Raw genomic sequence first — 24000 nt, 5'->3', positions numbered from 1 at the left:
GTTGCCGCCGCTGGTCCGTCTGATTCGACCGACCAGCGAGCAGGCGGAGATACTGCGCTCATGCCGAGCAAGCCGAGCACCGAACCGACCGCGAAGAGCGGTCGCCAGCACAGCCCGCGGGCGGAGATCATCTTCCGCTCGCTGGCGACGACGGCCGGTGCGATCATCGTCGCGTCCATCGCGTTGATCGCGCTGTTCCTGCTCATCCGGGCGGTGCCGTCGGTGCTGGCGAACGAGGCGAACTTCTTCACCAGCACCGAGTTCAACACCTCGGACGCCAACCACTTAAGGTTCGGCATCCGGGATCTGTTCATGGTGACGGTGCTGAGTTCGGTCTTCGCCTTGGTGATCGCCGTTCCGATCGGCATCGGCATCGCGCTGTTTCTGACGCACTACGCGCCGAAGACGCTGGCACGGCCGTTCTCGGTGCTCGTCGATCTGCTCGCGGCGGTGCCCTCGATCGTGTTCGGTCTGTGGGGAATCCTGGTGCTCGCTCCGCAACTGGAGCCGATCCAGAACTTCTTGAACGACAACCTGGGATGGCTGTTCCTCTTCGATGACGGCAACATCCCGCTCGCCAGCGGCGGCACGATCTTCACCGCGGGCGTCGTGCTCGCGGTGATGATCCTGCCGATCATCACGTCGGTCAGCCGTGAGGTGTTCAACCTCACCCCCCGTGCGCACATCGAGGCGGCGCAGGCGCTCGGCGCGACGAAGTGGGAAGTCGTGCGGATGACGGTGCTGCCCTACGGGCGCAGCGGCATGATCGCCGGCGCCATGCTCGGCCTCGGCCGCGCGCTCGGTGAGACCATCGCCGTGTTGATCGTGCTGAAGACGGCCGCGCAGCCAGGACACTGGTCGGTGTTCGACGGCGGCTACACCTTCGCCTCCAAAATCGCCTCGGCCGCCGCGGAGTTCAGTGCCCCGCTGCCGACCGGCGCGTACATCGCGGCAGGCTTCGTGCTGTTCGCGCTGACCTTCGTCGTGAACGCGCTCGCTCGACTGGCCGCGGGCGGAAGGGTGAACGGGTGATGACCTCCTCGACTCTGGACCGGCCGATCAAGCCGCCCACCTTCCGCGATGTGAGCCTGGCGCGAAAGGTGCGCAACAACGTCGCGACCGGCTTGGTGTGGCTGGCCTTCGCGGTCGCGCTGGTACCGCTGGCCTGGGTCCTGATCATGGTGATCAGCAAGGGCTTCAGCGCAGTGGTCCGGGCGGACTGGTGGCAGAACTCGCTGAAGGGTGTGCTGCCCAACCAGATGGCCGGCGGCGTCTACCACGCCATCTACGGCACCCTCGTGCAGTCGCTGGTCGCGACGGTGATCGCGGTGCCGCTCGGCATCATGGCCGCGGTGTACCTGGTCGAGTACGGCCGCGGCTTGCTGGCCAAGGTCACCACCTTCATGGTCGACATCCTGGCCGGCGTCCCGTCGATCGTCGCGGCGCTGTTCATCTTCGCGCTGTGGATCGCGACGCTCGGATTCCCGCAGAGCTCGCTGGCGGTGTCGCTGGCGTTGGTGCTGCTGATGTTGCCCGTGGTCGTCCGCAGCACCGAGGAAATGCTGAAACTGGTGCCGGACGAACTGCGTGAAGCGTCCTACGCGCTGGGCATCCCGAAGTGGAAGACCATCGTGCGGATCGTGGTGCCCACCGCGCTGCCCGGCATGATCAGCGGCATCCTGCTGGCCATCGCCAGGGTGATGGGCGAGACCGCTCCCGTGCTGGTGCTGGTCGGCTACAGCAAGTCGATCAACACGAACATCTTCGACGGCAACATGGCGTCGCTGCCGCTGTTGATCTACCAGGAGCTGGCCAACCCCGAAGCTGCCGGACGCGAGCGGGTCTGGGGCGCGGCACTGACCCTGATCCTCATCATCGCCCTCCTCTACCTGGCGGCTGCGGTCCTCAACCGCCTGCTCACCCGGAACCGATAGAAGCGGAACGGATTACCGACAATGGCCAAGCGGATCGACGTCAAAGATCTGAACATCTACTACGGCAAGTTCCACGCCGTGTCCGATGTCTCGCTGACCGTGCTGCCGCGCAGCGTGACCGCCTTCATCGGTCCCTCCGGCTGTGGCAAGTCCACCGTGCTGCGTTCGCTCAACCGGATGCACGAGGTAACCCCGAACGCCAGGGTCGAGGGCGCGGTGTTGCTGGACGGCGAGGACATCTACGGCACGCAGGTCGACCCGGTGGGTGTGCGCCGCACGATCGGCATGGTCTTCCAGCGGCCCAACCCGTTCCCCACGATGTCCATCAAGGACAACGTGGTCGCGGGTCTGAAGCTGCAGGGCGTGCGCAACAAGAAGGAACTCGACGAGGTCGCCGAGCGCTCGCTGCGCGGCGCCAACCTGTGGAACGAGGTGAAGGACCGCCTGGACAAGCCGGGCGGCGGCCTCTCCGGCGGTCAGCAGCAGCGTCTGTGCATCGCGCGCGCCATCGCGGTTTCGCCCGACGTGCTGCTGATGGACGAGCCCTGTTCGGCGCTCGACCCGATCTCGACCCTGGCGATCGAGGATTTGATCACCGAGTTGAAGAAGGAATTCACCATCGTCATCGTCACCCACAACATGCAGCAGGCCGCGCGCGTGAGTGACCAGACCGGTTTCTTCAACCTGGAGGCCCAGGGCAAGCCGGGCAAGCTGATCGAGATCGACGACACCGAGAAGATCTTCTCCAACCCGTCGCAGAAGGCCACGGAGGACTACATCTCCGGTCGCTTCGGCTGATCTCGAGGCGGGTTCCGCATCCGCGGACACGCCGCATACGCAAAACGAAGGCCCTGGGCGGTGACCACCCCCAGGGCCTTCGGATATTCGGGCCTCGGCTATTCGTCGAGAGGCGGGGTCTCGAACAGCGGCGTCGGCGTGGATTGCACTCGGCGCGTGTGCTCCGAATCCGATTCACGATTCGCCGCTGATATTCCTCCGAGCAGTCCGGTGCTCGCGGGTGCGGTGGACGGGGAACCGGACGCGGACGCGGGAGCAGTGCTCGGACTGCCGGAGTCGGCATTGGTGTAGCTCGCCTGCCGGACGGACGCCGGTTGGTCCTGCTTGGTTTCCGCGTGTTGCGACGAATTCGGTTTATCCGTCTTGCTGTTCTCGGTGCCTGCCGGATGGTCGGTCTTCGAATCGGTGGACTTCGCGTTCGGATCGGTGGCTGCGGGTTGTCCGGTCGTGGGATCGGTGGCCGCCGGATCCTGCTTCGGGGTCCCGGTTCCGGCGGGGTCACCCGTGGACGGTGAGTCCGTGTGCGTGCCGTCCGTTTGGTGCGTTCCGGCGATCGTGTCGACGGCGTTCGCGAACTTCTCGGCGCTGGTACCGGCGGCCTCGATCAGACCCTTTCCGGCCTCCCCGCCTGCTTTGATGATGTCGTCGAGATCGTCGTCCAGTTTGCCGATGGATTCGATCAGCGTGGGCACATTGCCGGTGATCTGGCTGACCGAGGTGATCAAACTCGTCACATCCGACGGCTTCCACGAGTTCGGGTCGCTGGCCGCACCGGTGGAGGCGGACTTGTCCTCGGACCCGTTGCCGGTGCCTTTGTCTTTGCCGTCCCCGGTGTCTTTGTTCTTTCCGTCGCCGGTGTCTTGCTTGTCTTTGCCGTCGCCCGTTTCTTTCTTGTCCTTATCATCGCCCGACTCGCCGCTGTCCTGTTTGTTCTCGGCGCCGGTCTGGTCGGCGGACTGCTGTTGGGCGGCGATCGGACTCGCCTGCGGTGTGCTCGCGGGGGCCGTCTGGTCGGACTGCTTGCTGTCGTCCGCCGGTGTGCCTGCGGCCTGGTCCGTGGCCGAGGCGTCGGACTGTTTGCTGTACAACGCGAGGGCCGGGTCCGTCCCGTCGGCGGACTTGTCGCTGTCGAGCGGGTCGCCGTCGCCGAGTTGAGCGGCTCGGGTGCTGACGTCACCGCTCGCCTGCTCGATCTTCGCCGCGACGTCCGTCTGGGTGCCGAGCAGTTCGTTCATGGCGGTGGTGATGGCGGTCTGGTAGGTGAACTGCGCATCACCGTCCTCGTCCGAGGCGCCCGGCCCGGGAGTGACCTGCCAGTCCTCGGAGACGGTGAATCCGGCCGCCACGGCCTCATCGACCTTGTCCAGCAACGTTTGGCGGAATCCGACGAGGCTGGTACCACTGTCGATCAATGTCTGGGCGAGCGTCTCGGTATCCAACGCCACCTTGTTCGCCGTGTCGCGGTCGCCTGCGATGCGGTCGTACGCGGCGTAATAGGCGTCACCGCTCCAATGCGCGCCCGCAGCCCGGATCTGCGTCACCGTTTGATCGATCAGGGAAACGAATTCGCCGTTGCGCGTGCGTATTTCGGTACCGGCTTCGCTCAGTTTCCACGGCTGCCATTCCGACCGCACCTGGCTGAGGGTTGGCGTACTGCTGGTAGACCTCACAGCTGTGCGCCCATCGCGTCGAGACCCGCGCGAAACTCCTGGTCGGACACCTCGTAATTCGCGGCGCCGCCTTTCGCGATATTCGAAACTCTTTTGCAGCGCATGGCCATTCGCCGCCATGCGTCTTCGACGTGGGAACCCGCTGTGGAACACGCTTCACCCACCGTCGAACCGGGCAGCACGCCACCGAGCGCGTCGGTGGTGGCACGCACGGTCAATGCGCCGATCTCGCCGCCGATTCTGTCCATCGACGCGGCCAGCGCGCGCAGCTCCGCTGGATCGACGTCCATAACGCCCCCCTTCATGCCGGTTCCCCTCCGGCGTAACGCTATACCAGAGCAATCTCGCCCTGTGCGGCTCAATCTATCATTCGCCGCCTGCGAAACGTCAAGCGCAGCAAGCTTTTCGTTTACGACTCCGAGTCGGGGTCCGGCGGGAGCACTCCGGTGACCAAGAAGATGACACGGCGGCCGATTTCCACCGCGTGGTCGGCGAAGCGCTCGTAGTAGCGACCGAGCAGCGTGACATCGACGGCAGCCGCGACGCCGTACTTCCAGTCGCGGTCCATGAGCAGTGTGAACAGGTGACGGTGCAGATCGTCCATCGCCTCGTCGTCTTCGTTCAGCTGCGCGGCGCGCTCCGGGTCACGGGTCTCCAGCACCTCACGCGCACTGGCTCCCATGTTCACGGCGATGCGGCCCATCTCGGCGAAGTAGCCGTTGACGGACTCCGGTAGCGCGTGGTTCGGATGACGCCTGCGCGCGACCTTCGCCACGTGCAGCGCCAGCGCGCCCATCCGATTCACATCGGCGACGATCTGGATCGTGCTCACCACTTGCCGCAAATCACCGGCGACCGGAGCTTGCAGCGCGAGCAGAGCGAAGGCCTTCTCCTCGGCGTCCTGGATCAGCTCGGCGATCCGGTCGGACTCGCTGATCACCTGCTCCGCCAGGGCGAGGTCCGCCTGGAGCAGCGACTGGGTAGCCCGCTCCATGGCCGAGCCGGCCAACCCGGCCATCTCACCCAGCAGGTGGGCGAGCTCAGCCATTTGCTCGTTGTAGATGACACGCATGGAAACTGACACTAGTTCGCCGCGCTGACCAAGTCACGAACAGGGAGTGAATGACCGGTGTGCATCATTAGCGCGGGGGTTGCCGTTGATCATTCAACGACCGCGATCCGCACCCTCGCCGACCGCGAAACGGCAGCATCACGGCGATCTGTGATTTGCGTCGCATCTGTGCTGCCGTGTGCGCCGGGTGCAACGTGCAGTCGTCGGCGGCGTTGATGTGCTCCAGATCGGAGGGCGGGTCCCGTTTCACCCCGAGAACTCCGATGGCGACCGAGCGCTCGCGCAGTCGCCGTCGGAGTTCGGCCCGAACTTAGCTGTAAATGCGATACCCCCAGGCGTCGCCGTCGCCGAACGAGCTGCCGTTGGGGACCAACTGGCACCCGCTTACGCGGCTTCCGTGATTTAAGGCGTCCTGTCGGGAGTGCTCACATTCCTGTGGCGTTTCGTACTGCCACCACCCGTCCGCTTGGGCGGGACCTGCGAACAATGCCAAGGCGGCCGCCGCCGCGGTTGCTCCGAAGATTAGTTTGCGTACCACTGAAACCCCCTCCATGTCGATGGTCACGTTCTCGACACTAGCAGCCACTGAACTGGAGTCCCAGCGAATATCGTTGCGGTAGTACGTGACTCGGTACGCACTCAAGGGGCGGGCGGAGCCAGGTGGGGCAGGGGTGCACCCGGTCGTCTACTTGCAGGCCTCGTCGGCCGCATTGACATGTTCCAGGTCGGAGGGCAGGACGGCGGGCGTCGAACTCGTCGAGGTGCTCGTCGTGACGTTGGTGATCTCGTCACTCACCGGCGTCGGCGCCTTCACGGTGACGCCGTTCTTCGAGTCGCCTCCGATGACAACCTCGACGATGCCGCCCAGATCGTCGGCTGCCTCGATGGTTGCGCCGGGAATCGAGGTGGCCACGGTGGCGGCCTCGGCTTCCAGGCCCGGGGCGTAGCGGACCTTCGTCGTCGTGGAGGTGCCGTTGGCGTAGTTTCCGGTGTTATAGATCATGAAGCCCTGGTTGCCGAGCTTGGTGGCCGCCGTGCGCGCCAGACCTTCGATTCCGGAGCCGTTGGACACCAGCAACGAGACCGTGGAGGGATCCACCGCCCTGTACTTGGTCGGTGTCGGCGCGGCCTGGGCCGGAGCGGGTGTGTTCGCCTGAACGGTCGGCTTCTCGCCCGGCAGAGGCTGGTCGTCGCGGATCGCCTTGAAGATCGCCTTGATGTCGGATTCGCGGGGAATCTCGTTGCCGTAGGAGGTGGTGCCCGCGGTCGGAACGGTGATGAAGGTGACTGCGCCCGCGTCGATCTTCTGTAGTGAACGTCCCAGCGTCAGCAGGTCGCTCGGTTCGACCTTCTGTACCCAGGTGTGCTGGCTGAACGCGCTGATGAAGCCGTTCAGCTTGCCCGGATTGAACAGCACCTTGCTGGACAGCGTGCCGCGAAGCAGCGAAGCGAGGAAGCGTTGCTGTCGGTTGATACGGTCGTAGTCGCTGCGCTCCTCGCCGTAGACATGCCTGGCGCGCACGTAGTTCAGCGCGGTTTGGCCGTCGATGCGCTGCTTGCCCGGGTGCTCGAGGATGGTGCCGAGCACGTCGTCGACGAGCGGCTTGGACGCGCAGACCTCGACGCCATCGATCTGGTTGACCATGGACTCGAAACCGGCGAAGTCGATGCCGATGAAATGATTGATCGACGCGCCGGTGAGGCGCTGGATCGTGGAGACGAGGCACATCGGGCCGCCGAGGTTGTAGACGGCGTTGAGCTTGTCGCCCATGGCAGACGGGAACTTCTCGTTGGTGTATCCGTTTTTCTCGTTGTCCCACCCGTTGCACTGGGGCCTGGTCACATCGAGGTCGCGCGGGAAGGAGACTACGACGACCCGATTCCGGGCCTTCGGGATGTGGACCAGCATGGTGGTGTCGGCGCGGGCGCCCTCGGCGTCATCCAAAGTGCCCGCGCCGAGCTGGCCGTTGGCCCCTGCACGGGTGTCGGTGCCGACGAGCAAGTAATTCTCGTCGCCGAGCTGGGCATCGGAATCGACAATGTCTTGCGAGTTCTCGTCGAGGGCGGAGACCTGGGTGAAGCCGTCCGTCGTCGACCGTAGGTAACTCCAGCCGCCGCCGGTGACCAGCAGAGCGAGCACAGCGCACACTGCACCCCCCGCCCTTCCCGCGGTGCGCAGACGCTTGTTGCGGCGCTCCTTGGAGGCCTGCAGACGGGTCTGGGCGGTGCCGACGGGCTTCGGCTTGGCGTCCTTGCCGTCCTTGGTCGGCCAACTCACGCCCTTGCGCTTGGCGCGCGTGGGCTCGTCGAGCGGAGGTAGGACGTCGGTGACCTCTTCGGCCTGTTCCGGTTCCGGGGGAGCGACGGGTGGTGCGGCGGATGCCGAGCGCTCGGCAGGGCGGCGGTTCGCGGGACGGGCGGCCGGTGTCGCGCCCGTGATGTCCTGGACCACCGGTGAGCTACCGGTCTGGCGTGGCGGTGGTGAGTCCGGTGCGCGCCGGGGACCGGCTGCCGCGCCACGGCCGTTGGCGGCGGCCGGGTCGGCGGGTCGGCGCGGAGCTTCTTGACGTGGCTCGGCGCGATTGATTCGTGTGGATGGTGGTCCTGCCTGCGGCGGTACCGGCTCAGGGCGGCGGCCTCGGTTTGTCGGAGAGCCGGCAACCGGTGGCGTGGGCTCGGCGCGGCGGCCTCGGATGGGCGCGGCGGCGGGGTCCGGTGGGCCGGGCTCGGGGCGGCGGCCTCGGGTGGGCGCGGCGGTCGGGTCCGGTGGTTTGGGTTCCGCGCGGCGGCCTCGGCTCGGCGGGGCGGTCGGGTCCGGTGGCGTGGGTTCCGCGCGGCGACCGCGGCGGCCGGTGCGTTCGTTGTCGACTCGCTGGACGAGATCCTGCACCGTCAGGGGCGCGGAACTCTGGTCAGGAGCGGCGTCGGTATGGCGGGAACGACGAGACGTGCGTGCGACGTCTCCTTCGGGGTTGTCCGCCGCGGGATACCGCTCCCACGGGGCGCGACCTCCGGGCCGTGGCGAACGCCCGTGCCGATCGTCACCCACCAACGAACCTCGCTTTTCGTCTTGCTTTCCGCCTGGGTCATACCGGACCGGCGGCACCGATCCCGCAATGATAACGATTCCGCCACGGCAGGCCACCCCACGGCGAAATCGAACGGGTCACAACGGTTCGACGCCAGCGTTCGCTGTGCGATTGCCGATCACCCTCCGCTGTGCATCACATCTGCCGCGCGAGGCACCGCGGGATCGTCCGGGTCGTCGAGCCAGCCGTGTGGCAGCGCGACTTTGCCCGGCGAGCCCTGCCTGCCGCGCGGACCCTCCGCGTCCTCCGGGAACGGAACCGTCGGGTCGAGTTGGCCGACGAGGTCTTCCAGTTGTGCGAGGCTGCCCACGGTGGCGAACGCGCGTCGCAGATCGGAGCCGACCGGGAAGCCCATCAGGTACCACGCCATGTGCTTGCGCAGATCGCGCATGGCCTTCTCCTCGCCGAGATGCTCGGAAAGCAGCGCGCCGTGCCGGTACAGCACCGCGCCGACCCGGCCCAGATCGGGCGCCTCCGGCAGCGGCTCACCGCGCAGCGCCGCCTGCAACTCGGCGAACAGCCACGGCCTGCCGAGGCAGCCGCGGCCGACGACCACACCGTCGCACCCGGTTTCGTCCATCATGCGGACGGCATCGGCGGCGGAGAAGATGTCACCGTTGCCGAGCACCGGGATGGAGGTGACCGCCTCCTTGAGCCGGGCGATCGCGGTCCAGTCGGCTTGGCCCGAGTACCGCTGCGCGGCCGTGCGCGCGTGCAACGCGACCGCTCGCGCGCCTTCGGCTTCGGCGATCCGGCCCGCGTCCAGATAGGTGAGGTGGTCGTCATCGATGCCGATGCGGAACTTCACGGTGACCGGGACCTCCGCCGGTTCCGCCGCGCTCACCATGGCGCGCACGATGCTCCGGAACAGCGTCCGCTTGTACGGCAGGGCGGCGCCGCCGCCGAGGCGGGTGACCTTGGGCACGGGGCAGCCCAGGTTGAGGTCGATGTGGTCGGCCCAGCCCTCGCCGACGATGATCCGCACCGCTTCGCCGAGCGTGGCCGGGTCGACGCCGTAGAGCTGCATCGAGCGAGGATGCTCGTCGGCGTCGAAGGACATCATGTGCAGCGTCTTCTCGTTACGCTCCACCACCGCCCGCGCGGTGATCATCTCGCACACGTAGATCGAGGTCGGGCTGCCGAATTCCCGGCACAACTTGCGGAACGCCAGATTCGTGATGCCCGCCATCGGCGCGAGCACGACCGGCGGATCGACCGGATATGGCCCGATCCGCAGCTTCGTCATCGCCTCGGTAGTCATCGTCACGCCGACCAGTGTCTCATTTGCGCACGTAAGTCGGCCGGAGCGGGTCGTTCGCCCGGTGCGCATGTCGCGCGGCACCGGGCCGTGCACACCGGCGCCGCCCTCGGTCTCCCGGGGCGGCGCCCGCTGTTGTTCCTCGGGTTCTACACGGAGCTGCCGACCATCGCGCGGTCGCGCTTGGCGGCCTCGCGGGCGAGCATCCGGTCGCGCTGTTCCTCGAACTTGATGACGTCCTTGCCCAGCTTGTCCAGGAACAGGCCGAGGCGCTCACGGACCGCCTCGCCGCGGGCGGTGAAGTCGGTGCGGTCGAAGATGTTCCACTTCTTCAGCACCGGCTGGACCACTTCCTCCAGGTGCTGGCGCAGATCGTAGATGCCGTGCTTGGCCATCAGCACGCCGTTGCGGCGGAAGTTGGGCATACCCGCGCCCGGCATCTGGAAGTTCTCCAGGATCAGGGTGATCGCCTCGATCGCCTGGTCGGGAGACAGGTCGAGGGCGGCGCCGCACATGTTGCGGTAGAAGATCATGTGCAGGTTCTCGTCGGCGGCGACGCGCTGCAGCATGCGATCGGCGATCGGGTCGTCACAGACCTTGCCGGTGTTGCGGTGGCTGACCCGGGTGGCCAGTTCCTGGAAGGTGACGTACGCGACGGAATGCAGGAAGCCCGCGTCGGCTTCCGCAGGGGAGGCGAAGCCGTTGGTCATGTGGACCATTCGGGCTTCCTCGAGCGCGACCGGATCGACGCCGCGGGTCACGACCAGGTAGTCCCGCATCACGATGCCGTGGCGGTTCTCCTCGGCGGTCCAGCGGCCGACCCAGGTACCCCACGCGCCGTCCTGAGAGAAGTTCTCGGCGATCTCGCGGTGGTAGGACGGCAGGTTGTCCTCGGTCAGCAGGTTCGTGATCATGGCCGCCTTCGCGACCTCATTGAGGCGGGACTGCTCCGGATCCCAGTCCACGCCACCGAGTGCCGCGAAATTGCGGCCGTCGTCCCACGGGACGTAGTCGTGCGGGTGCCATTCCTTTGCCATGGAGAGGTGCCGGTTGACGTTTTCTTCGGCAACCGGCTCCAACTCCGTCAGCAGCTCGAGTTGAGTCAGATCCCTTGCCATGTATGAACCCTTCAGTGTGTGCTTCCGGTCGTGCAGGTCAATCCCAAGGTAGACCGATACCGATGCGGCCATACCTTACGGCACCGTAGGTGTGATGCGAAACGCATCCGTTAGGCGATCGATGCTCTGGTGATCCACCTCATACGACCTCTTCGCCGTTCGGTGATCTCCATGAGTGTATGGGCTCTACCCGCTGCAATGGGTCTATCGACGCGGTGATAGGAGCGTTAGCCGTACGTGGGCGAACACACAAGGGCGGCCCAGGGGGCCGATATGGGATCGAAACGCCCTGGTTCTGCGCGTGTCGGCGAACTGCGGCGAGCCCAGCTGCGATGTTCCTGTGAATTGGCGCCGACGACGCCCTCCGTGGAGAGCGGTCGAGAGGTCGGCACCCGCCAGGAAGTGAGTAGGTGTGATGGCGGGATCCGGCATGTGTCTCCCGGGCGCCACGCGCCTTGGTTTCATGACGTCGTGTGCGATCTAGCCGGCGATTCGCGATGGATCGCGGTGAAATCGGCGTCTCCGATCGCCATCCATCGCCTCCGAAGGCCAACACCTTCATGCCGCTCTTTCCAAGTCGCACGCTTGTCGGATCTTCGCAGGCTTTCATCCCCGATCGCCGACAGGCGGTCGACTGCGCATCGCAACTACGCCGACAACTATGTCCTTCTATACGTAATGCGCCGCCCGGCGGCGTATGCCACTGCCCTCGGCTGCTCGTCACCCTCGGGTCATGCCGCATGGATTGTTCATGAGGCGACGAAGCATCCGGGCCTCCAGCTGTGCCGTCGTGACCCGACAGTTGTCCTGCGCCGCGAATTGTCCATATGTATCTACTGCGCGAGCCGAGCTGTCATCGGCTTTTCCGCCGACCGGCGTACACCCGCGATCAAGGGGATATCACAACCGGCGCATGACTGACCGGTACGCGAGACGCGATCTCTCCAGTCGACGAATGCCCTATGCGAGGTAGCTGTGCTGTTCGTCACAATCCAACCGGTACACCACTCATGCCACTCCACCGTGGTGACTCCTATGGCCGTGCCGGGGGTGACCGGCGATGTCGCTCCGGCCGAGGTTCCTGTCTCCGCACCGCTCGCACCGTCTACGGCGCCGACTGTGCAAACCGTGACCGGTGATCGGGGAGCGGCGCAGCCCTTCTCGCCGCCGAGCGCGCTCCCTGGACGCCGCCTCCTGCGAAGCGTTGCGTGCGACCCAGGTAATAGAGCCTCGCCGCGCCGCTTCCACTGCCGTATGGCCGGCGCCGCGCGGCGGAGAACTCCGGGAAAACAGGTCGGGCGCCCGGAGCAATCCGGACGCCCGACCTTTGTGCCCCCAGTAGGGCTCGAACCTACGACCTGCGGATTAAAAGTCCCTTTTCTGCTCTAGTATCAAATCCCCTGGACGTACGTCAACATGTCGGACATAAATGTGCATCTGTTCAGCGGTTTTGTGGCTGCCTTGGTTTGTGCATTCGGGACGTGAGTGTACACAGGGGTACGTCTGTCTGCCCCATGCGTGCCCCATACATGGAGACATACTGCCCCACGGAGATTGGAAACGTTCGTGGTCTGCTGTGCCGCGGGCGATGTGAAAGCCCGAGTGGCGGTGCAGCTCATAGCCCACCAAGCGGCCGTCGAGGTCGGCACAATCGACTGGGTGACAGGATTCGTATTGACACCAGAGCGTCGTGAAGAGCTGTCCGATCTTCTTGGGGACGAAACACGCTTCCGCACTTCGTATCCCAGGGTTGCGGAGTACCTCGATACTGCCGCTGCCATACCTGGAAGCGGTGATGCCGAGGCCGACAGGGCCTTCGACATTCGTTTGCTGCACTACATGACGGGCGGTGACAGTGAGAATCCGTACTGGGACATCGTTGGTCCGTCCGTCAGTGTGGCCCCGGCCGAGCGTGGTGGGCGTCGCGAGGTCAACGGCGGTGTAGCGAAGGGCAGTGCGCGACTGGCCTACGCGCAGACGGTTCTCCAGGAGGCATATGCGTATGCGATCCCGTCGCCCGAGACGCTGGAGTGGATCACCGCCGTTTGCGCCGGTCGAGGGCTGTTGGAGATCGGCGCCGGGCGCGGATACTGGGCCGAACAGCTGCGACGCCGCGGTGTCGATGTCTTGGCATTCGACTCGGAACCGCCCGGCCAGATCGAGAATGTGTCGTTTCGTGGGGGAGCGGGACAGTTGGATGTCTGGCACGAAGTCGGCGACCTCGCCGACCTGGCCGCAGCACGGGAAGCGGGCGAGGAGTCGCGTCGAGTTCTTTTCTTGTGCTGGCCGCCGGGCTGGGGAGATCCGATGTCAACTGAGGCGTTGGAAGCCTTCGAGGAAGCCGGAGGTGACACGCTGATCTACGTTGGCGAACCTCGCGGCGGCAAGACCGGCACTGATGCTTTCTTCGACAAGCTCGCTTCCGGGTGGGAGCAGGTTGGTGAGGATACGCAGTTCGTGTCCTGGTGGAACCTGCACGACAAAGCGGAGAGCTGGACCCGTCGGAAGTAGCACCAGAAGTCGCGCAAACGCGTCGCCCCACTTCCCGCACACTGCCATGATGTATGTATACGTAGTTGTGTATTGGTAGGGGTGGCTGACTCCTGCCTGAGTGGACGAAGCGAGGGGATTGACAGTGGCTGAACCGGCATACGTGAAGATCGCGGGTGAATACGCACGCAAGATCAGGGCTGGTGAACTCCCGCCGGGAACCCAGCTGCGGAGTTACCCGGAACTGGCGAAGCGCCATGGCGTGTCGCAGATCGTGATCCGCAATGCGATCGAGCTGCTTCTCGGTCAGGGGTTGGTGCGGACCGAGCGGCGGAAGGGGACCTTTGTTGCCGACCGGCCCAATCTCACCAGGGTGTCGCCCGAGCGCCAGTTCGAGCAGCCCGAGACCACGTTCGAGAACGAAGCAACCGAGGCGGTGGAGGTGGAGCGCGACATCAGGAACGTTGCCGCGACGGAAGACCTCGCGGACAAGCTCGGCGTCAAAGTCGGTGCCGAGTTGACGCATGTCATTGTGCGCGCATCGGAAGGCGGTCGACCGATATCCGTTTCAGATAGCTATCAGCCGGTCGGTTCGGCCGACGTCTCGGCGGCGGCATTTCTGGAGGAGACCCTCACGGACGCCCTTCCGTCGGCGAGTCATGCCGAGTGGCTCAAAACTCCGTCCGGCGAGCTGGTCAAGGCTGTGTTCCAGCGCTACATCGACAGTGATGAGCAAGTGCTCATGATCTCGAACATCTCGTATCCACGTGACCGGTACGACGCGTTCCTGTTCCGGATGGCACTAGAGCCTGAATCGGTCGCCACGAGCAGGCGGGAGGCCTCCACCTGACCTGACTCCGACCGACTCCGGTCGAAGCGTATAGGGGCCTGATCAAGGCGTTGATCAGGCCTTTTTCGTGCTCTTTGGCGCCTACACATGTGTAGACCTTGTGCGCATACGTAACTACACATACGCTGTTGTGTATACGTAACGACAAGTCGCCAAAGGAGTGACATTTATGAGCAGACGAAGTGGCTCGGTCGGTGGACCGAAGACACTGATCAGCCTTCGCGTCGCGGCGGAACTGGCAGGGGGAGTCCACCCGCGGACCGTTCGTCGCTGGGTGGACGGCGGCCTTTTGCAGGGCTTCCAGGTCGGCCCGCGGCTTATCAAGGTCGATCGGGATCAGGTTCTCGCGCTGGTCCGCCCCTTGAACGAGACCGGAGTCGCGTAATGCAAGCGCGGACTTACGGTTTGGTGGTCGCCGCGGTTGCGGTCGGCTACCTCGTGCTGACGGCGCCGGAACTCGTCGGGATCACGGTGGTGCTGCTGGGCGGTTTCGCGTTCTGGCGGTCCTCGCGGCGGTGGGGGGTTCGGCGATGAGCATCCACCCGCGCAATGGGGATCAAGAGCGGCAGGCCCACCCCGAAGGCGTGTTGCGGGACTACGTGGGCCATTACGTGATCGCGGCCAGTGAGTCGGGCGTCCCGGTGGATACCGGGGTCTCCGCAAACATCATGGTGCACGGGTCGTTCCGGGTGCGGTACGCGGCGAATGTCGACCGGGTATGTGTCCGGGTGTCTCCGGCGTCGTCGTCGGCGTATGCCGAGATGTCGATGCAGTTGACGCTCGAGCAGGCAACTGGGCTGCGTGCGCTGCTCGATGCCGGCATCGCGGATGCGTTGGCCGCGCATGACAACCGCGGGGCCGACACGGGTGAGGCGGTCGACCGCGGTAGTGCCGAGCGGAACGAGGCGGAGCGGTGACCGCGCCGTGGCGGCAGGAGCCGCCTGTTCAGGGGTATACGGTCACTCATTTCGACCGCCGTGGTGGTCACAACCCGTTGCATTCGATGGCTGGTCCGGAGTTCACCGGCGTGAGTGCGGTGTTCGCCCCGCTGGGGTTGTTGCCGCCGATGGTGCGGCTGGCCGCGGTCGGTGTGCTGCTGCTCATCGGGATGGGCGGGTGCACGGCGGCGTGGATCGATCAGCAGGACTACGTGCCGTCGCCGAACATCTGCCGCCCGCTCAATGCCGGGGTTCCGGCGGAACCGGCGGGGTCCTGCGTCCCGCGCTCGGAGGTTCCGGGGGTGGCACGATGACCGCGCCCGAACCCCAAGGCGGCATCCCGGTTTACGACTGGCGTTGCGCGCCTTCGCATCTGCGGACGCGTCGGCAGTTGGCCGCGCAGGGATTGCGTCCGAATGGGCAGGACATCGCGGGCAAGGTGCAGCGTCCGCGCCGGTCGCGGGAGCCGTTGACGGCCTACCTCTATGACGTCAACCTCGCCGCCGCGAAGCGGGAAGCGACTCCCGCCCAGCTTGCGGCGTTGGCGAAGGCCACGCGGGAGCGGCAGCTGCGCGCTGCGGAGCGGCACGGCGTCGACCGTGCGGAGTTCGAGCAGATCAATGACCCCGGCCCGGGATGGGTCGATTCGACAACGCCCCCGGTTGAGCGGTCCCCGATTGCGGGTCACGCGTTCGCGGGGCTGGTCAACGGCCGTGGCCGTGACCGTGATGGATGGGAGCGATAGATGACGGCATATCGGATCGGTCCGGTGCCGATGACCGTGTTGACGATTCTGGCGTTCATGTACGGGGCGCCGCTGGATGTGGTCGCCCGGATGCTGGGTGTGCGGATGTCGAGTGCGTACCGGCACGTGGCGAAGTGGCGCGAAAGCAAGCTGGTTTCGTCGTTGAAGCTGCGGCCGGTGCCAGGACCGACGTGGGTGTTCCCGACCCGCTCGGCGATCGAGGGTCTGACGGGTCTGAGCACGCAGTTCTGGACGCCGACACCGAAGATGGCCGCGCACGTGCGCACCGTGCTGGAGCTGCGGTTGGCGCTGGTGGGGCTTGATCTGGAGCGGTGGATCTCCGAGCGTGAGCTGCGTGCGCAGGTCGGGCCGGTCCGGGCCGGAGAGGCGCGCCCCCACATCCACGACGGCCGGTATTACGACGAGCAGGGCCGGTTGTGGGCGGTCGAGGTCGAGCTGACCGCGAAGAACGCTGCCGCGGCCCGGATAGCGGTCGCCAAGGCCAAGCAGGCAGCGGCGAAAGCCAACTGCGACAAGCTCATCTACTACTGCCGCAACGTCGAGATCCGCAACGTGATCGCCGATGCCGCCCGCGCTGCGGCGGGTGTGGAAGGCCCCTCGATCCGAGTGGCCGGCCTCGCCGAAGCATTCGGCACCAGCAGCACGGTTTCCGGTTCTCGGCCCGGTCTGTCGCTGATCTCCGGCGGTGCCTCTGATCGCATCCACCAGGCCACGATCGGTGGTCGTGACACCGGAGAGGCGGTGTCGTGATGAGCACCGATTTCCCGATCCACCGTGACGCGGACGTGGTGTGCCAGAAGGTGATCGATTTCCGTCCCGAGTGCGCCAAGACCTACCCGTCGCAGGTGCCCGCCGCCCCGGAGCAGTCCCAGGTTCCGGGTACCGAGCAGGCCCCGCACATCGAGATCCACCCGAAGGCCCCGCCGATCTTGGGCGACCACGCCCCCGATGGTGACCTGTTCGGCATCACTCTGCCGGAGATCACTCTCGACGGGTTCCTCGACGCGTTGATGATCGCGGGGACCTGCGCGGTGTTCGGGCTGGTGTCGGCGGGCGCGATCTTCCTGGTCGCCAACCTGCTGGCGTGGTCTCCGGCGAGGCTGCGGAACTGGACGATCGGCGCGAGCGTCGCGATGCCCGGTTCGGCGATCGTGTTCGGCGGCATGGACTGGTCGGCGCCGCTGACCCAGTTCACCGCGGGCGCGGCGGAGTTGGTGTCGGGCAACCCTGCTCACGGCCTGGCGGCGATGACGGTGCTGCTGATCCCGGCTGCGTGGCTGGCGGCGATGATCGCTTTCACCAACCGGCGGGTGCGGGTCGCGACCAACGGGTTGCAGTCCCCGGCCGCCACCGAGCGGGCGTTGTGGCTGCGTACCCAGCGTGAGCAGCGGGCAGCGGCGCGGATGTCGCGGTATCGGCTGCCGTTCTCCACCGGCGGGCTGAACCCACAGCCGGTCCTCGGCCGCCTCGCTGTGGAGTCGAGCCAGGCCCCGGCCAAGTCGCGGACGCGGGCGCTGCTGGCGCGCACGGAGACCCGGCTGATCGTGCCGTGGATCAAGTTCAACGAGCACGGCACCGTCGTCGCCTCCTCCGGTAAGGGCAAGTCGACGCTGATGAACCGGACGTTGGTGTCGTGGTTCGTCACCGGCTGGCTGCGGCACCAGCAGTGGTGGCGCCCGCGTCGGCCCGGCCGCCCGTTGGTGTTGGTGATCGACTGCAACGGCGGCCCGGAGTCGAAGAAGTCCGCGCGGACGATGGCGCGCTGGTTCGCCGCGCTCGGTGTGCCCGCTGACCGGATCGGTGTGGTGGGTGTCGAGGACACCGACCCGCTGCACACGCAGCTGAACCTGTGGGGCATCGAGGATCTCGATGATCTGCGGTCGGTGTTGTCGGCGATGATCTCCGGCGGCTCGACGCCGACGACCGACACCGAACGCTACTTCCACAACCTGCGTGAAACGTTGATCCACCTGGTCGTGGACGCCCCGCAGACGGTGGTCGACGGCAAGCCGGTCGGGCACAACCCGCCGCGGGATTGGATCGAGTTCCTGTCGCGGTTCGATCCGGTCAAGCTGGCCAAGCTGTGGGGCGGGATCTGGGACGACACCGTGCCGTGGGCTGGTGTGGCCGGTGTCGATCGGGAGATCGCCTCCACGATGGCCGGGAAGCAGCCGGTGATGGATTCCGCGCGCAGCGAGTTCGGCATCCTCTACCGGCTGCTGGGTGACTCGTTCGAGGGCGACAAGCAGGTCACCGACTTCGATTTCCTCTACATCATCCTCGAAGGCGTCAAAGCCGCCGACCGGGCCCGCGCCCAGTTCGCGGCCTTGGGTTGCATGCTCGAACAGCTCGCCGACAAGGACCACGGCCGCCAGGCCCTGCTGGCTGTGGACGAGTTCTCCGCGGTCTCGGACGGCAAGACCCGCGCCAAGGCGTGGGTGGAACGGCTGCGCAAGGCCGGCATCGGCTCGTGGTGGTTCGCCCAGTCCTGGAACGGTCTCGGCCACGACGACGACGCGCGTGAGGCCCTGGTCACCGCCGCCTCCGGTGGTTCGCTGCTGGGTGGGCAGGAGAAGGGCGACAAGCTCGCCGAGATCTACGGCACCCGCCGCGATTTCGACCTCTCCCGCAAGCTCATCGGCGGCTCCCAGGAAGGCGACGAGGGCAACGTGCAGGCCAACGACAAGCTGCTCGTGCACCCGAACCGTCTGCGCGCCATGGCCAAAGGCGACATCGTGCACGTCTCCGGCGGCGTCGCCCGCTTCGGCCGCGTCACCCCGCTCGACGAACGGCAGCTGTCCACGCTGCGCCCATTGCCCGGCCTCGCCGCGATGCAGACCGTCACCCCCGAGCGCGTCCCGTTGGCGCCGGTCATCGACCTGCGCAAACACCGCCACGCCTGAAACGAGAAAGAGCACCACTCATGTCTGTTCCGAACATCAACCCCGAGGACCACGGAGAGGAGATCTCCGGGCTGTCCGACGAGCAGCGTCAGGCCGAGATGGACCAGTTGGCTCCGCTCGCCGATGAACTGGCCAATCACACCACCAAGAAGCTGGTTGAGCAGATCCAGCAGCAGACACCCGTCGTCCCCGATGGCGGCCAAATCGGGCGCGCGCTGACTCCGCGCATCGATCGCGCCACCCGCATCCGGGACGGGCTGCGGCTGTGGGCTCCTGCCCTGGGCACCAGTGCCGGGTACGCGGTCGCCGCCAGCACTTTGCCGATGACCGGCCCGCTGGCCGTCTACGGCGCTGGGCTGACCGGGTTCTCGGTGTGGATGTGCGCCGGGCGCCCCGGCCCCATCGAGTCGATCCGCCTCAGCGGCTACGTCATCGCCGATTCCGCCAGCTGGATCAAACGCCACACCACCCGCCGCCGCAACGACGCGGCGGAGTCCGCATAACCCACACCGAAGGAGAAAAGGAATGTCCGACCACAGTGTCGAAGACGAGATCTTCGCGCAGGCACGCCAGTTCAGCGCCGCCATGCGTGCGGCGATGCAGCGCCACGCCCAGGCCGCGAACTGGCTGGAGCGGCGCCGGGCCCGCAAGGAGATCAGCCGCCTGGTCCGCGCCGAGCGCCGCGAGCAGCAGCAGTCTCGCACCAACCACCTGTCGTGGACCAACCAGGCCGTGGACCGCTACCGCGTGCACGTCCAGGCCGTTGCGGCCCGCGCGAACGATCCGCGGGTGGATCACGACCGCCGCGCCCGCGACGCTCGCGCTCTGGCTGAGCACCGCGATCGGCTGGCGTCGCAGTTCATCGGCGACGAGCATCTGACCCGCACCGAGCAGGGCATCGCCCTGGACGGCTTGGACGCGGCGACGGTGTTCCCGGAGTACAAGACCGGCAACCTGTTCGCCCGCGCCCACAAGGTCAAGGGCCTGGAAGCGCTGCACTACCGCGCCCGAGTGGCCCGCGAGAAGGTCACCATCGACCGCTTCGCCGACCGCGAACGGCAGGAGTGGCAGCAGGGCCTGGACGCCGCGCACCGCGCCAATCTCGAGGATGCGCTGTTGGCTCGGATCGATGCCGCTCAGGATCACCGTCATCGCTATACCGCGCAGCTGACGTGGACCGATCCGGACGGCGGCAAGCTCACCGAGTCCCGTGCGTTCGCCACCGAGCACACCGCCACCGAATGGTTGCAGCGCAACATCGGACGCACGTCGTGGTCGGACGGCACCACCCTGGCGGTGGAGACCCGCGACACCCTCAACGCCGCGAAGCAGTACGTCGACCACGGCCGCCCCGAGACCGTCGCCGACCAGCTCGCGGCCAGGGAGGCCGTGTTACGGGAACGGACACTGGCCGGGCAGGTGCACCGCGAACAGGACACGGCGCAGGCCCGCGAGGCCGAGCAGGGGCAGCAGGCGGAGCGGTTCAGCAGCACCGTCACCTACCTGCCGCAGAACGCCAACCAGGTGGTGCACGAGCGCGGCGCCCACGCGACCGAGGCGGACTCGGCGCGCTGGACCGCGCAGCAGCTGGCCGGGATTCGGCCGGCACCCGGCACCACCGTGCATGTGGCCGCCTTCGATCTGGCCGACGAATGGCGTCCGGAGCGGGTGTTCCGCGCTGAAGGCGGCCGGTCGATGGTCACCGATGAAGTGAGCCAGTGGCGGGAGGGGATCGAACGAGGCTCGTCCGCGCAGGAGCGCGGAGAGCAGCAGCTGCCCGCGCCGGTGCAGCAGGTCGCGGCCGAGCGGGACCAGCTCGCCGAGGATCTCGCGCAGCGTGGTCGTGAGATCGAGCAGCTGTCCGGCGATTTGGTCGACGCCGCCACCCGCAACAACGAGCTGAGCAATCGGCATCGGTTGTCGATCGAGCACAACAACGAGCTGACCGAGGCCAACGCCCGGCTGACTCGGCAGTTGACCGCGGTCACCGCCGAGCGGGATCAGTTGCGCGGCGAGCGCGACGAGGCGGTGGCGAAGCTCGCCGAGCGCACACCGGCGCACGAGCGTTACGGCAGCCCGGAGCGCCAGGCCGAGCAGGCCGGGGCCGAGGCGGCTGCCGCGAACGGAAACACCACCGGCCGCGCGCCGATCAAGGGCCACGCCTTCGCGGGCCTGGTCAACGGCCGCAACCGGGACCGGGAAATGGAGATGGAGCTGTGAGCACCAACGAACTGGATGACCTGTACATCAACCGCTACGCCGGACGCGTCGAGAACCCCGAGGAGGTATTGATGCGGGCGGACTTCGACCGCGTGAAGGACCTGAGCGAAACCGCGTTCCACACCGAGTTCCGGCAGGACAGCGACCGGATCTTCGACCAGGTCGATGAGATCCGCGAACGCTGGAGCGGCCGGGACGACGAGCTCGGCGCGGCCTACCGGTACCTGGAGGACGCGCACAGCGACTGGCGCTCGGCACCGGACACCATGCGTCGGCTGCACGAGCAGATCGCCGCGGACCGGGCTCAGGGCTTCCACGCGATCAGCGAGATCGACTGGCGCAGCCAGCAGCACGCCCGCGAACTGACCGGCAACGGGCGCTGGGTGGTCGAGCCGCGCACCATCAAGCAGGCCCGCCAGCAGCTCGCCGCCGCCGAACGCCGCGACTCCTGGTCCGATCCGGCCGAGGCCAGCCCGAACACGGCACCGGTCCCGGTGTCCGGATCGTTCGCCGCCGCCCGCACCGCGGAACTGTCCCGGCCGCAGCGGCGCCCGATTCCGGGGCACGCGTTCGCGGGTCTGGTCAATGGCCGCGCCCGGGGGCAGGAGATGGAGCGGTGAACGCCGAGGATCGGACGGTGGCGGATCTGATGATCGATCTCGTCCGCTCGGACGGCTTGGACGACGTGGTCGCCGCCTACTACGCCAAGCGCGTGTCCGACCCGCAGGAGGCGGCGTGGCGGACCGATTACACCCGCGCCTACATCCTGCGGGATCGGGCCGAAGACGCTCCGTGGCCCGACCACCCCCGCGCGATCGAGCTGCGAGCGCAGGCTCGTGCGATCCAACAGCGGTGGACTGCCGATCCGGCCGTTTCGCCTCGGTGGGCGGAGATGGACGACGTGCTCGCGCACACCGCTTACGTGGGCCTGTTCCACCAGGCGTCTCCGGTCATGACGAGCGAGGCACCGCCCGACATGGACCCGATCACGTGGCGCAGTCGTTTGCAGGTACGCGACATGACCGGCCACGGCCGATGGGCCGCCGGCCACGGCACGGAACCCGACCCGCAGCGCCCGATTCCGGGGCACGCGTTCGCGGGCCTGGTCGACAACCGGGGTCGGGGAGAGGAGATGGAGCGGTGACCGCGATCCACGAAACAGAGGCTCTTGCTGGCGGGTTCGAGCCGTTGCGCCCGTACGGGCCGACCGCGGCGGGTGAGTCCTACGCCGAGCTTCAGGCCCAGCTGATCGCGGCCAACGAACGCGCTGCCGTGCTGGAGGAGCAGCTCGCCGCGGTGACCGCGCGGCTGGACGCTGCCGAGCACCAGGTCGCGGATCTGGAGGACCGTAACCGGGAGCTTGCCAGCGATCTGGACGACGCGCTGGATCTCGCGGACGAGAACGCGCTGCACGCCGATCGTGAGCGGCTGGTCCCGAAACCGCTCTACGGGCACGCCTTCGCGGGCCTGGTCACCAACCGCAATAGAGAAGGGATCGAACGATGAGCGACACCCTGTCGCACCCTGAGGCCACTGTGTCGCCGTCCGGCGTCGCCGCGTCGCCCGCTCCCGCGACCACTGCGATACCGGTGTCGCCGCCGTCGTGGAATGCCGCTGAGGCTGTCGCCTTGCTGTCGCTTGCGGCAGTGAGCATCGCGGCGTTCTTCTGGTCGGCGATCGCGCTGCACGGCGTGGCGGTCATGTCCGGTATCGACTCCCGATTGGCGTGGGGCGCCCCGGTGATCGTGGACGGCCCGATCGTCCAGGCCGCGTTCTCGCTGGTGACGTTGAACCGGCGCGAGAAGATCGGCGTGGTGGTCCCGGCCGCGACTCGCCGGTTCTTCTGGGCCGAGCTCGCCGCCGCTGAGCTGGTGTCTTTGATCGGAAACGGCGTCCACGCCTGGAAAGCCGATGGTCTGCTGCTGCCCGCTCCCGCAGCCGCGGTGGTTGCCGGAGCCGCTCCGATCGCCATGCTGGCCGTGACGCACGCGCTCACCGCGCTGATGGAGGTCCCCCGCACCCCACAGTCGCAGGCGACAGCACCCGTCGCGGCGGCGACAACCGGCGACATCACCGTGAAATCGGGCGACACCGAGGCGACACCCGCCGACGTGGAGGCGACACCCGTCGAAATGGATGCGACGGCGGCACGCGACGCGGAGATCCTGCGGCTGCATCAGGCTGGCCTTTCCTACCGCGAGATCGCCCCGATCGTCGGGTTGCACCACGGCTCGGTCGGCAAGATCCTCGCCCGCCTCAAGACCGAAGGCGACACCGGTCGCGAGCAGCTGGCGTTGCCCGCCCCCCACAGCGTTCGGCTGATCGCCGGATAACCCCACACCCAACACCGATAACCAAGGAGTAACCCCAATGACATCGTGGATCATGACCGAGGAGCCGAAGGTCATCCGCAGCGCGTTCGGCAAGGCCGATGAGCCCGGCACGACGGTGGCCGGCCTGGTCGTCTCCCAGGAGCTGGCTGTGCAGAAGGACCCGAAGACCGGCAAGCCGAAGCTGCGCCAGGGCAACCCGATCCGGCAGCTGGAGGTCGTCATCCTGACCGGCTGGAAGACCGATCCGGACGACGACGGCGCCCGCAAGCTGTTCGTGCGCGGCAACCTGCAGAAAGCCATCCGCGCGGCGATCCTCGCCGCGGGCGATGACGACCTGCGCAACGGCGCCCGGCTGACCATCCAGTACACCGGCACCGGACAGGCGTTCAACGCCGACTACGCCCCGCCCAAGCTCTACCGCGCCAAGTACGAGCCGCCCACCGACGACTCCCTCGCCGAAGTCGCCGCCTACCTGGGCCAGGACGACGAGTAACCGCCTGACCCGAATCTGACCAGCAAGAAGGCCCCTGCCGAGTCCCAGTCGGCAGGGGCCTTCGCGTG

The 24000-nt window shown here is 67.0% G+C and carries 25 protein-coding genes; 19 read left to right on the top strand and 6 right to left on the bottom strand.

Annotated elements, in window-relative coordinates; all coding sequences use genetic code 11:
* Positions 1 to 60: 60 nt before the first annotated feature.
* Genes pstC through pstB form a run of 3 tightly spaced genes read left to right on the top strand, consistent with a single transcriptional unit; the run spans position 61 to position 2732 of the window.
* On the top strand, positions 61 to 1032 hold the full coding sequence (gene pstC, locus ACIA5H_RS05830; RefSeq protein WP_379250441.1) for a phosphate ABC transporter permease subunit PstC: 972 nt from the start codon (positions 61 to 63) through the stop codon (positions 1030 to 1032).
* Entirely contained in the window at positions 1032 to 1934 is a 903-nt protein-coding gene (gene pstA / locus ACIA5H_RS05825) for a phosphate ABC transporter permease PstA (RefSeq protein ID WP_379250443.1), read from the top strand. Before pstC ends, pstA begins: the two co-directional genes overlap by 1 nt.
* 21 nt (positions 1935 to 1955) lie before the next feature.
* Positions 1956 to 2732: a phosphate ABC transporter ATP-binding protein PstB gene (pstB, locus tag ACIA5H_RS05820; RefSeq protein WP_039795034.1), complete on the top strand. Its 777-nt coding sequence runs from the start codon at positions 1956 to 1958 to the stop codon at positions 2730 to 2732.
* A 98-nt stretch (positions 2733 to 2830) separates the two neighbouring features.
* Here the strand turns inward: pstB and ACIA5H_RS05815 are convergent, their stop codons facing one another.
* From ACIA5H_RS05815 to ACIA5H_RS05790, 6 genes are all read right to left on the bottom strand, one after another.
* Positions 2831 to 4366: a hypothetical protein gene (locus ACIA5H_RS05815; RefSeq protein WP_397074209.1), complete on the bottom strand. Its 1536-nt coding sequence runs from the start codon at positions 4364 to 4366 to the stop codon at positions 2831 to 2833.
* Between the two features lie 32 nt (positions 4367 to 4398).
* Positions 4399 to 4692, bottom strand: a complete 294-nt coding sequence (locus ACIA5H_RS05810) for a hypothetical protein (protein ID WP_397074207.1) — start codon at positions 4690 to 4692, stop codon at positions 4399 to 4401.
* A 119-nt stretch (positions 4693 to 4811) separates the two neighbouring features.
* Complete coding sequence (gene phoU, locus ACIA5H_RS05805; protein WP_355076998.1) at positions 4812 to 5474, bottom strand: phosphate signaling complex protein PhoU; 663 nt, start codon at positions 5472 to 5474, stop codon at positions 4812 to 4814.
* A gap of 685 nt (positions 5475 to 6159) precedes the next feature.
* Positions 6160 to 7926, bottom strand: coding sequence for an LCP family protein (locus tag ACIA5H_RS05800; RefSeq protein ID WP_379250449.1), 1767 nt, complete (start codon positions 7924 to 7926; stop codon positions 6160 to 6162).
* Positions 7927 to 8681: 755 nt separating this feature from the next.
* On the bottom strand, positions 8682 to 9809 hold the full coding sequence (gene dusB / locus ACIA5H_RS05795; protein ID WP_379250845.1) for a tRNA dihydrouridine synthase DusB: 1128 nt from the start codon (positions 9807 to 9809) through the stop codon (positions 8682 to 8684).
* A gap of 161 nt (positions 9810 to 9970) precedes the next feature.
* Positions 9971 to 10939: an acyl-ACP desaturase gene (locus tag ACIA5H_RS05790; RefSeq protein WP_355077002.1), complete on the bottom strand. Its 969-nt coding sequence runs from the start codon at positions 10937 to 10939 to the stop codon at positions 9971 to 9973.
* Between the two features lie 1602 nt (positions 10940 to 12541).
* On the opposite strand from ACIA5H_RS05790, the gene ACIA5H_RS05785 reads away from it, so the two are divergent.
* From ACIA5H_RS05785 to ACIA5H_RS05710, 16 genes are all read left to right on the top strand, one after another.
* Positions 12542 to 13450 (top strand): hypothetical protein, encoded by a 909-nt coding sequence (locus ACIA5H_RS05785; protein ID WP_397074204.1) that lies wholly within the window; start codon positions 12542 to 12544, stop codon positions 13448 to 13450.
* Between the two features lie 124 nt (positions 13451 to 13574).
* Entirely contained in the window at positions 13575 to 14279 is a 705-nt protein-coding gene (locus ACIA5H_RS05780; protein WP_397074202.1) for a GntR family transcriptional regulator, read from the top strand.
* 169 nt (positions 14280 to 14448) lie between these two features.
* Complete coding sequence (locus tag ACIA5H_RS05775; RefSeq protein ID WP_195078191.1) at positions 14449 to 14664, top strand: DNA-binding protein; 216 nt, start codon at positions 14449 to 14451, stop codon at positions 14662 to 14664.
* Entirely contained in the window at positions 14664 to 14813 is a 150-nt protein-coding gene (locus ACIA5H_RS05770) for a hypothetical protein (protein ID WP_397074200.1), read from the top strand. The genes ACIA5H_RS05775 and ACIA5H_RS05770 overlap by 1 nt, the downstream gene beginning before the upstream one ends.
* A complete protein-coding gene (locus tag ACIA5H_RS05765; protein WP_397074198.1) occupies positions 14810 to 15196 on the top strand; it encodes a hypothetical protein in 387 nt (128 codons plus the stop codon). The genes ACIA5H_RS05770 and ACIA5H_RS05765 overlap by 4 nt, the downstream gene beginning before the upstream one ends.
* Positions 15197 to 15282: 86 nt before the next feature.
* Complete coding sequence (locus ACIA5H_RS05760) at positions 15283 to 15531, top strand: hypothetical protein (RefSeq protein WP_397074196.1); 249 nt, start codon at positions 15283 to 15285, stop codon at positions 15529 to 15531.
* On the top strand, positions 15528 to 15962 hold the full coding sequence (locus ACIA5H_RS05755) for an RRQRL motif-containing zinc-binding protein (protein ID WP_397074194.1): 435 nt from the start codon (positions 15528 to 15530) through the stop codon (positions 15960 to 15962). Before ACIA5H_RS05760 ends, ACIA5H_RS05755 begins: the two co-directional genes overlap by 4 nt.
* Positions 15963 to 16733: a hypothetical protein gene (locus ACIA5H_RS05750; RefSeq protein ID WP_397074192.1), complete on the top strand. Its 771-nt coding sequence runs from the start codon at positions 15963 to 15965 to the stop codon at positions 16731 to 16733.
* Positions 16733 to 18886 carry a hypothetical protein gene (locus tag ACIA5H_RS05745; RefSeq protein WP_397074190.1) on the top strand — a complete coding sequence of 718 codons (2154 nt, stop codon included), beginning with the start codon at positions 16733 to 16735 and terminating at the stop codon, positions 18884 to 18886. The genes ACIA5H_RS05750 and ACIA5H_RS05745 overlap by 1 nt, the downstream gene beginning before the upstream one ends.
* 20 nt (positions 18887 to 18906) lie before the next feature.
* Positions 18907 to 19389, top strand: a complete 483-nt coding sequence (locus tag ACIA5H_RS05740; RefSeq protein WP_397074188.1) for a hypothetical protein — start codon at positions 18907 to 18909, stop codon at positions 19387 to 19389.
* A 22-nt stretch (positions 19390 to 19411) separates the two neighbouring features.
* On the top strand, positions 19412 to 21106 hold the full coding sequence (locus tag ACIA5H_RS05735; RefSeq protein ID WP_397074187.1) for a hypothetical protein: 1695 nt from the start codon (positions 19412 to 19414) through the stop codon (positions 21104 to 21106).
* Positions 21103 to 21726, top strand: a complete 624-nt coding sequence (locus ACIA5H_RS05730) for a hypothetical protein (RefSeq protein WP_397074185.1) — start codon at positions 21103 to 21105, stop codon at positions 21724 to 21726. Before ACIA5H_RS05735 ends, ACIA5H_RS05730 begins: the two co-directional genes overlap by 4 nt.
* Entirely contained in the window at positions 21723 to 22250 is a 528-nt protein-coding gene (locus ACIA5H_RS05725; protein ID WP_397074183.1) for a hypothetical protein, read from the top strand. The genes ACIA5H_RS05730 and ACIA5H_RS05725 overlap by 4 nt, the downstream gene beginning before the upstream one ends.
* A complete protein-coding gene (locus ACIA5H_RS05720) occupies positions 22247 to 22612 on the top strand; it encodes a hypothetical protein (RefSeq protein WP_397074181.1) in 366 nt (121 codons plus the stop codon). The genes ACIA5H_RS05725 and ACIA5H_RS05720 overlap by 4 nt, the downstream gene beginning before the upstream one ends.
* A complete protein-coding gene (locus ACIA5H_RS05715) occupies positions 22609 to 23439 on the top strand; it encodes a DUF2637 domain-containing protein (RefSeq protein WP_397074179.1) in 831 nt (276 codons plus the stop codon). The genes ACIA5H_RS05720 and ACIA5H_RS05715 overlap by 4 nt, the downstream gene beginning before the upstream one ends.
* A gap of 37 nt (positions 23440 to 23476) precedes the next feature.
* Positions 23477 to 23932, top strand: a complete 456-nt coding sequence (locus ACIA5H_RS05710) for a hypothetical protein (protein ID WP_397074177.1) — start codon at positions 23477 to 23479, stop codon at positions 23930 to 23932.
* Positions 23933 to 24000: the final 68 nt, after the last annotated feature.

The organism is Nocardia sp. NPDC051900, from assembly GCF_044452545.1.
Lineage (GTDB): Bacteria > Actinomycetota > Actinomycetes > Mycobacteriales > Mycobacteriaceae > Nocardia > Nocardia sichangensis.
The sequence above is the reverse complement of the archived record's forward strand: the minus strand, read 5'-3'. Positions and strand labels throughout refer to the sequence as shown.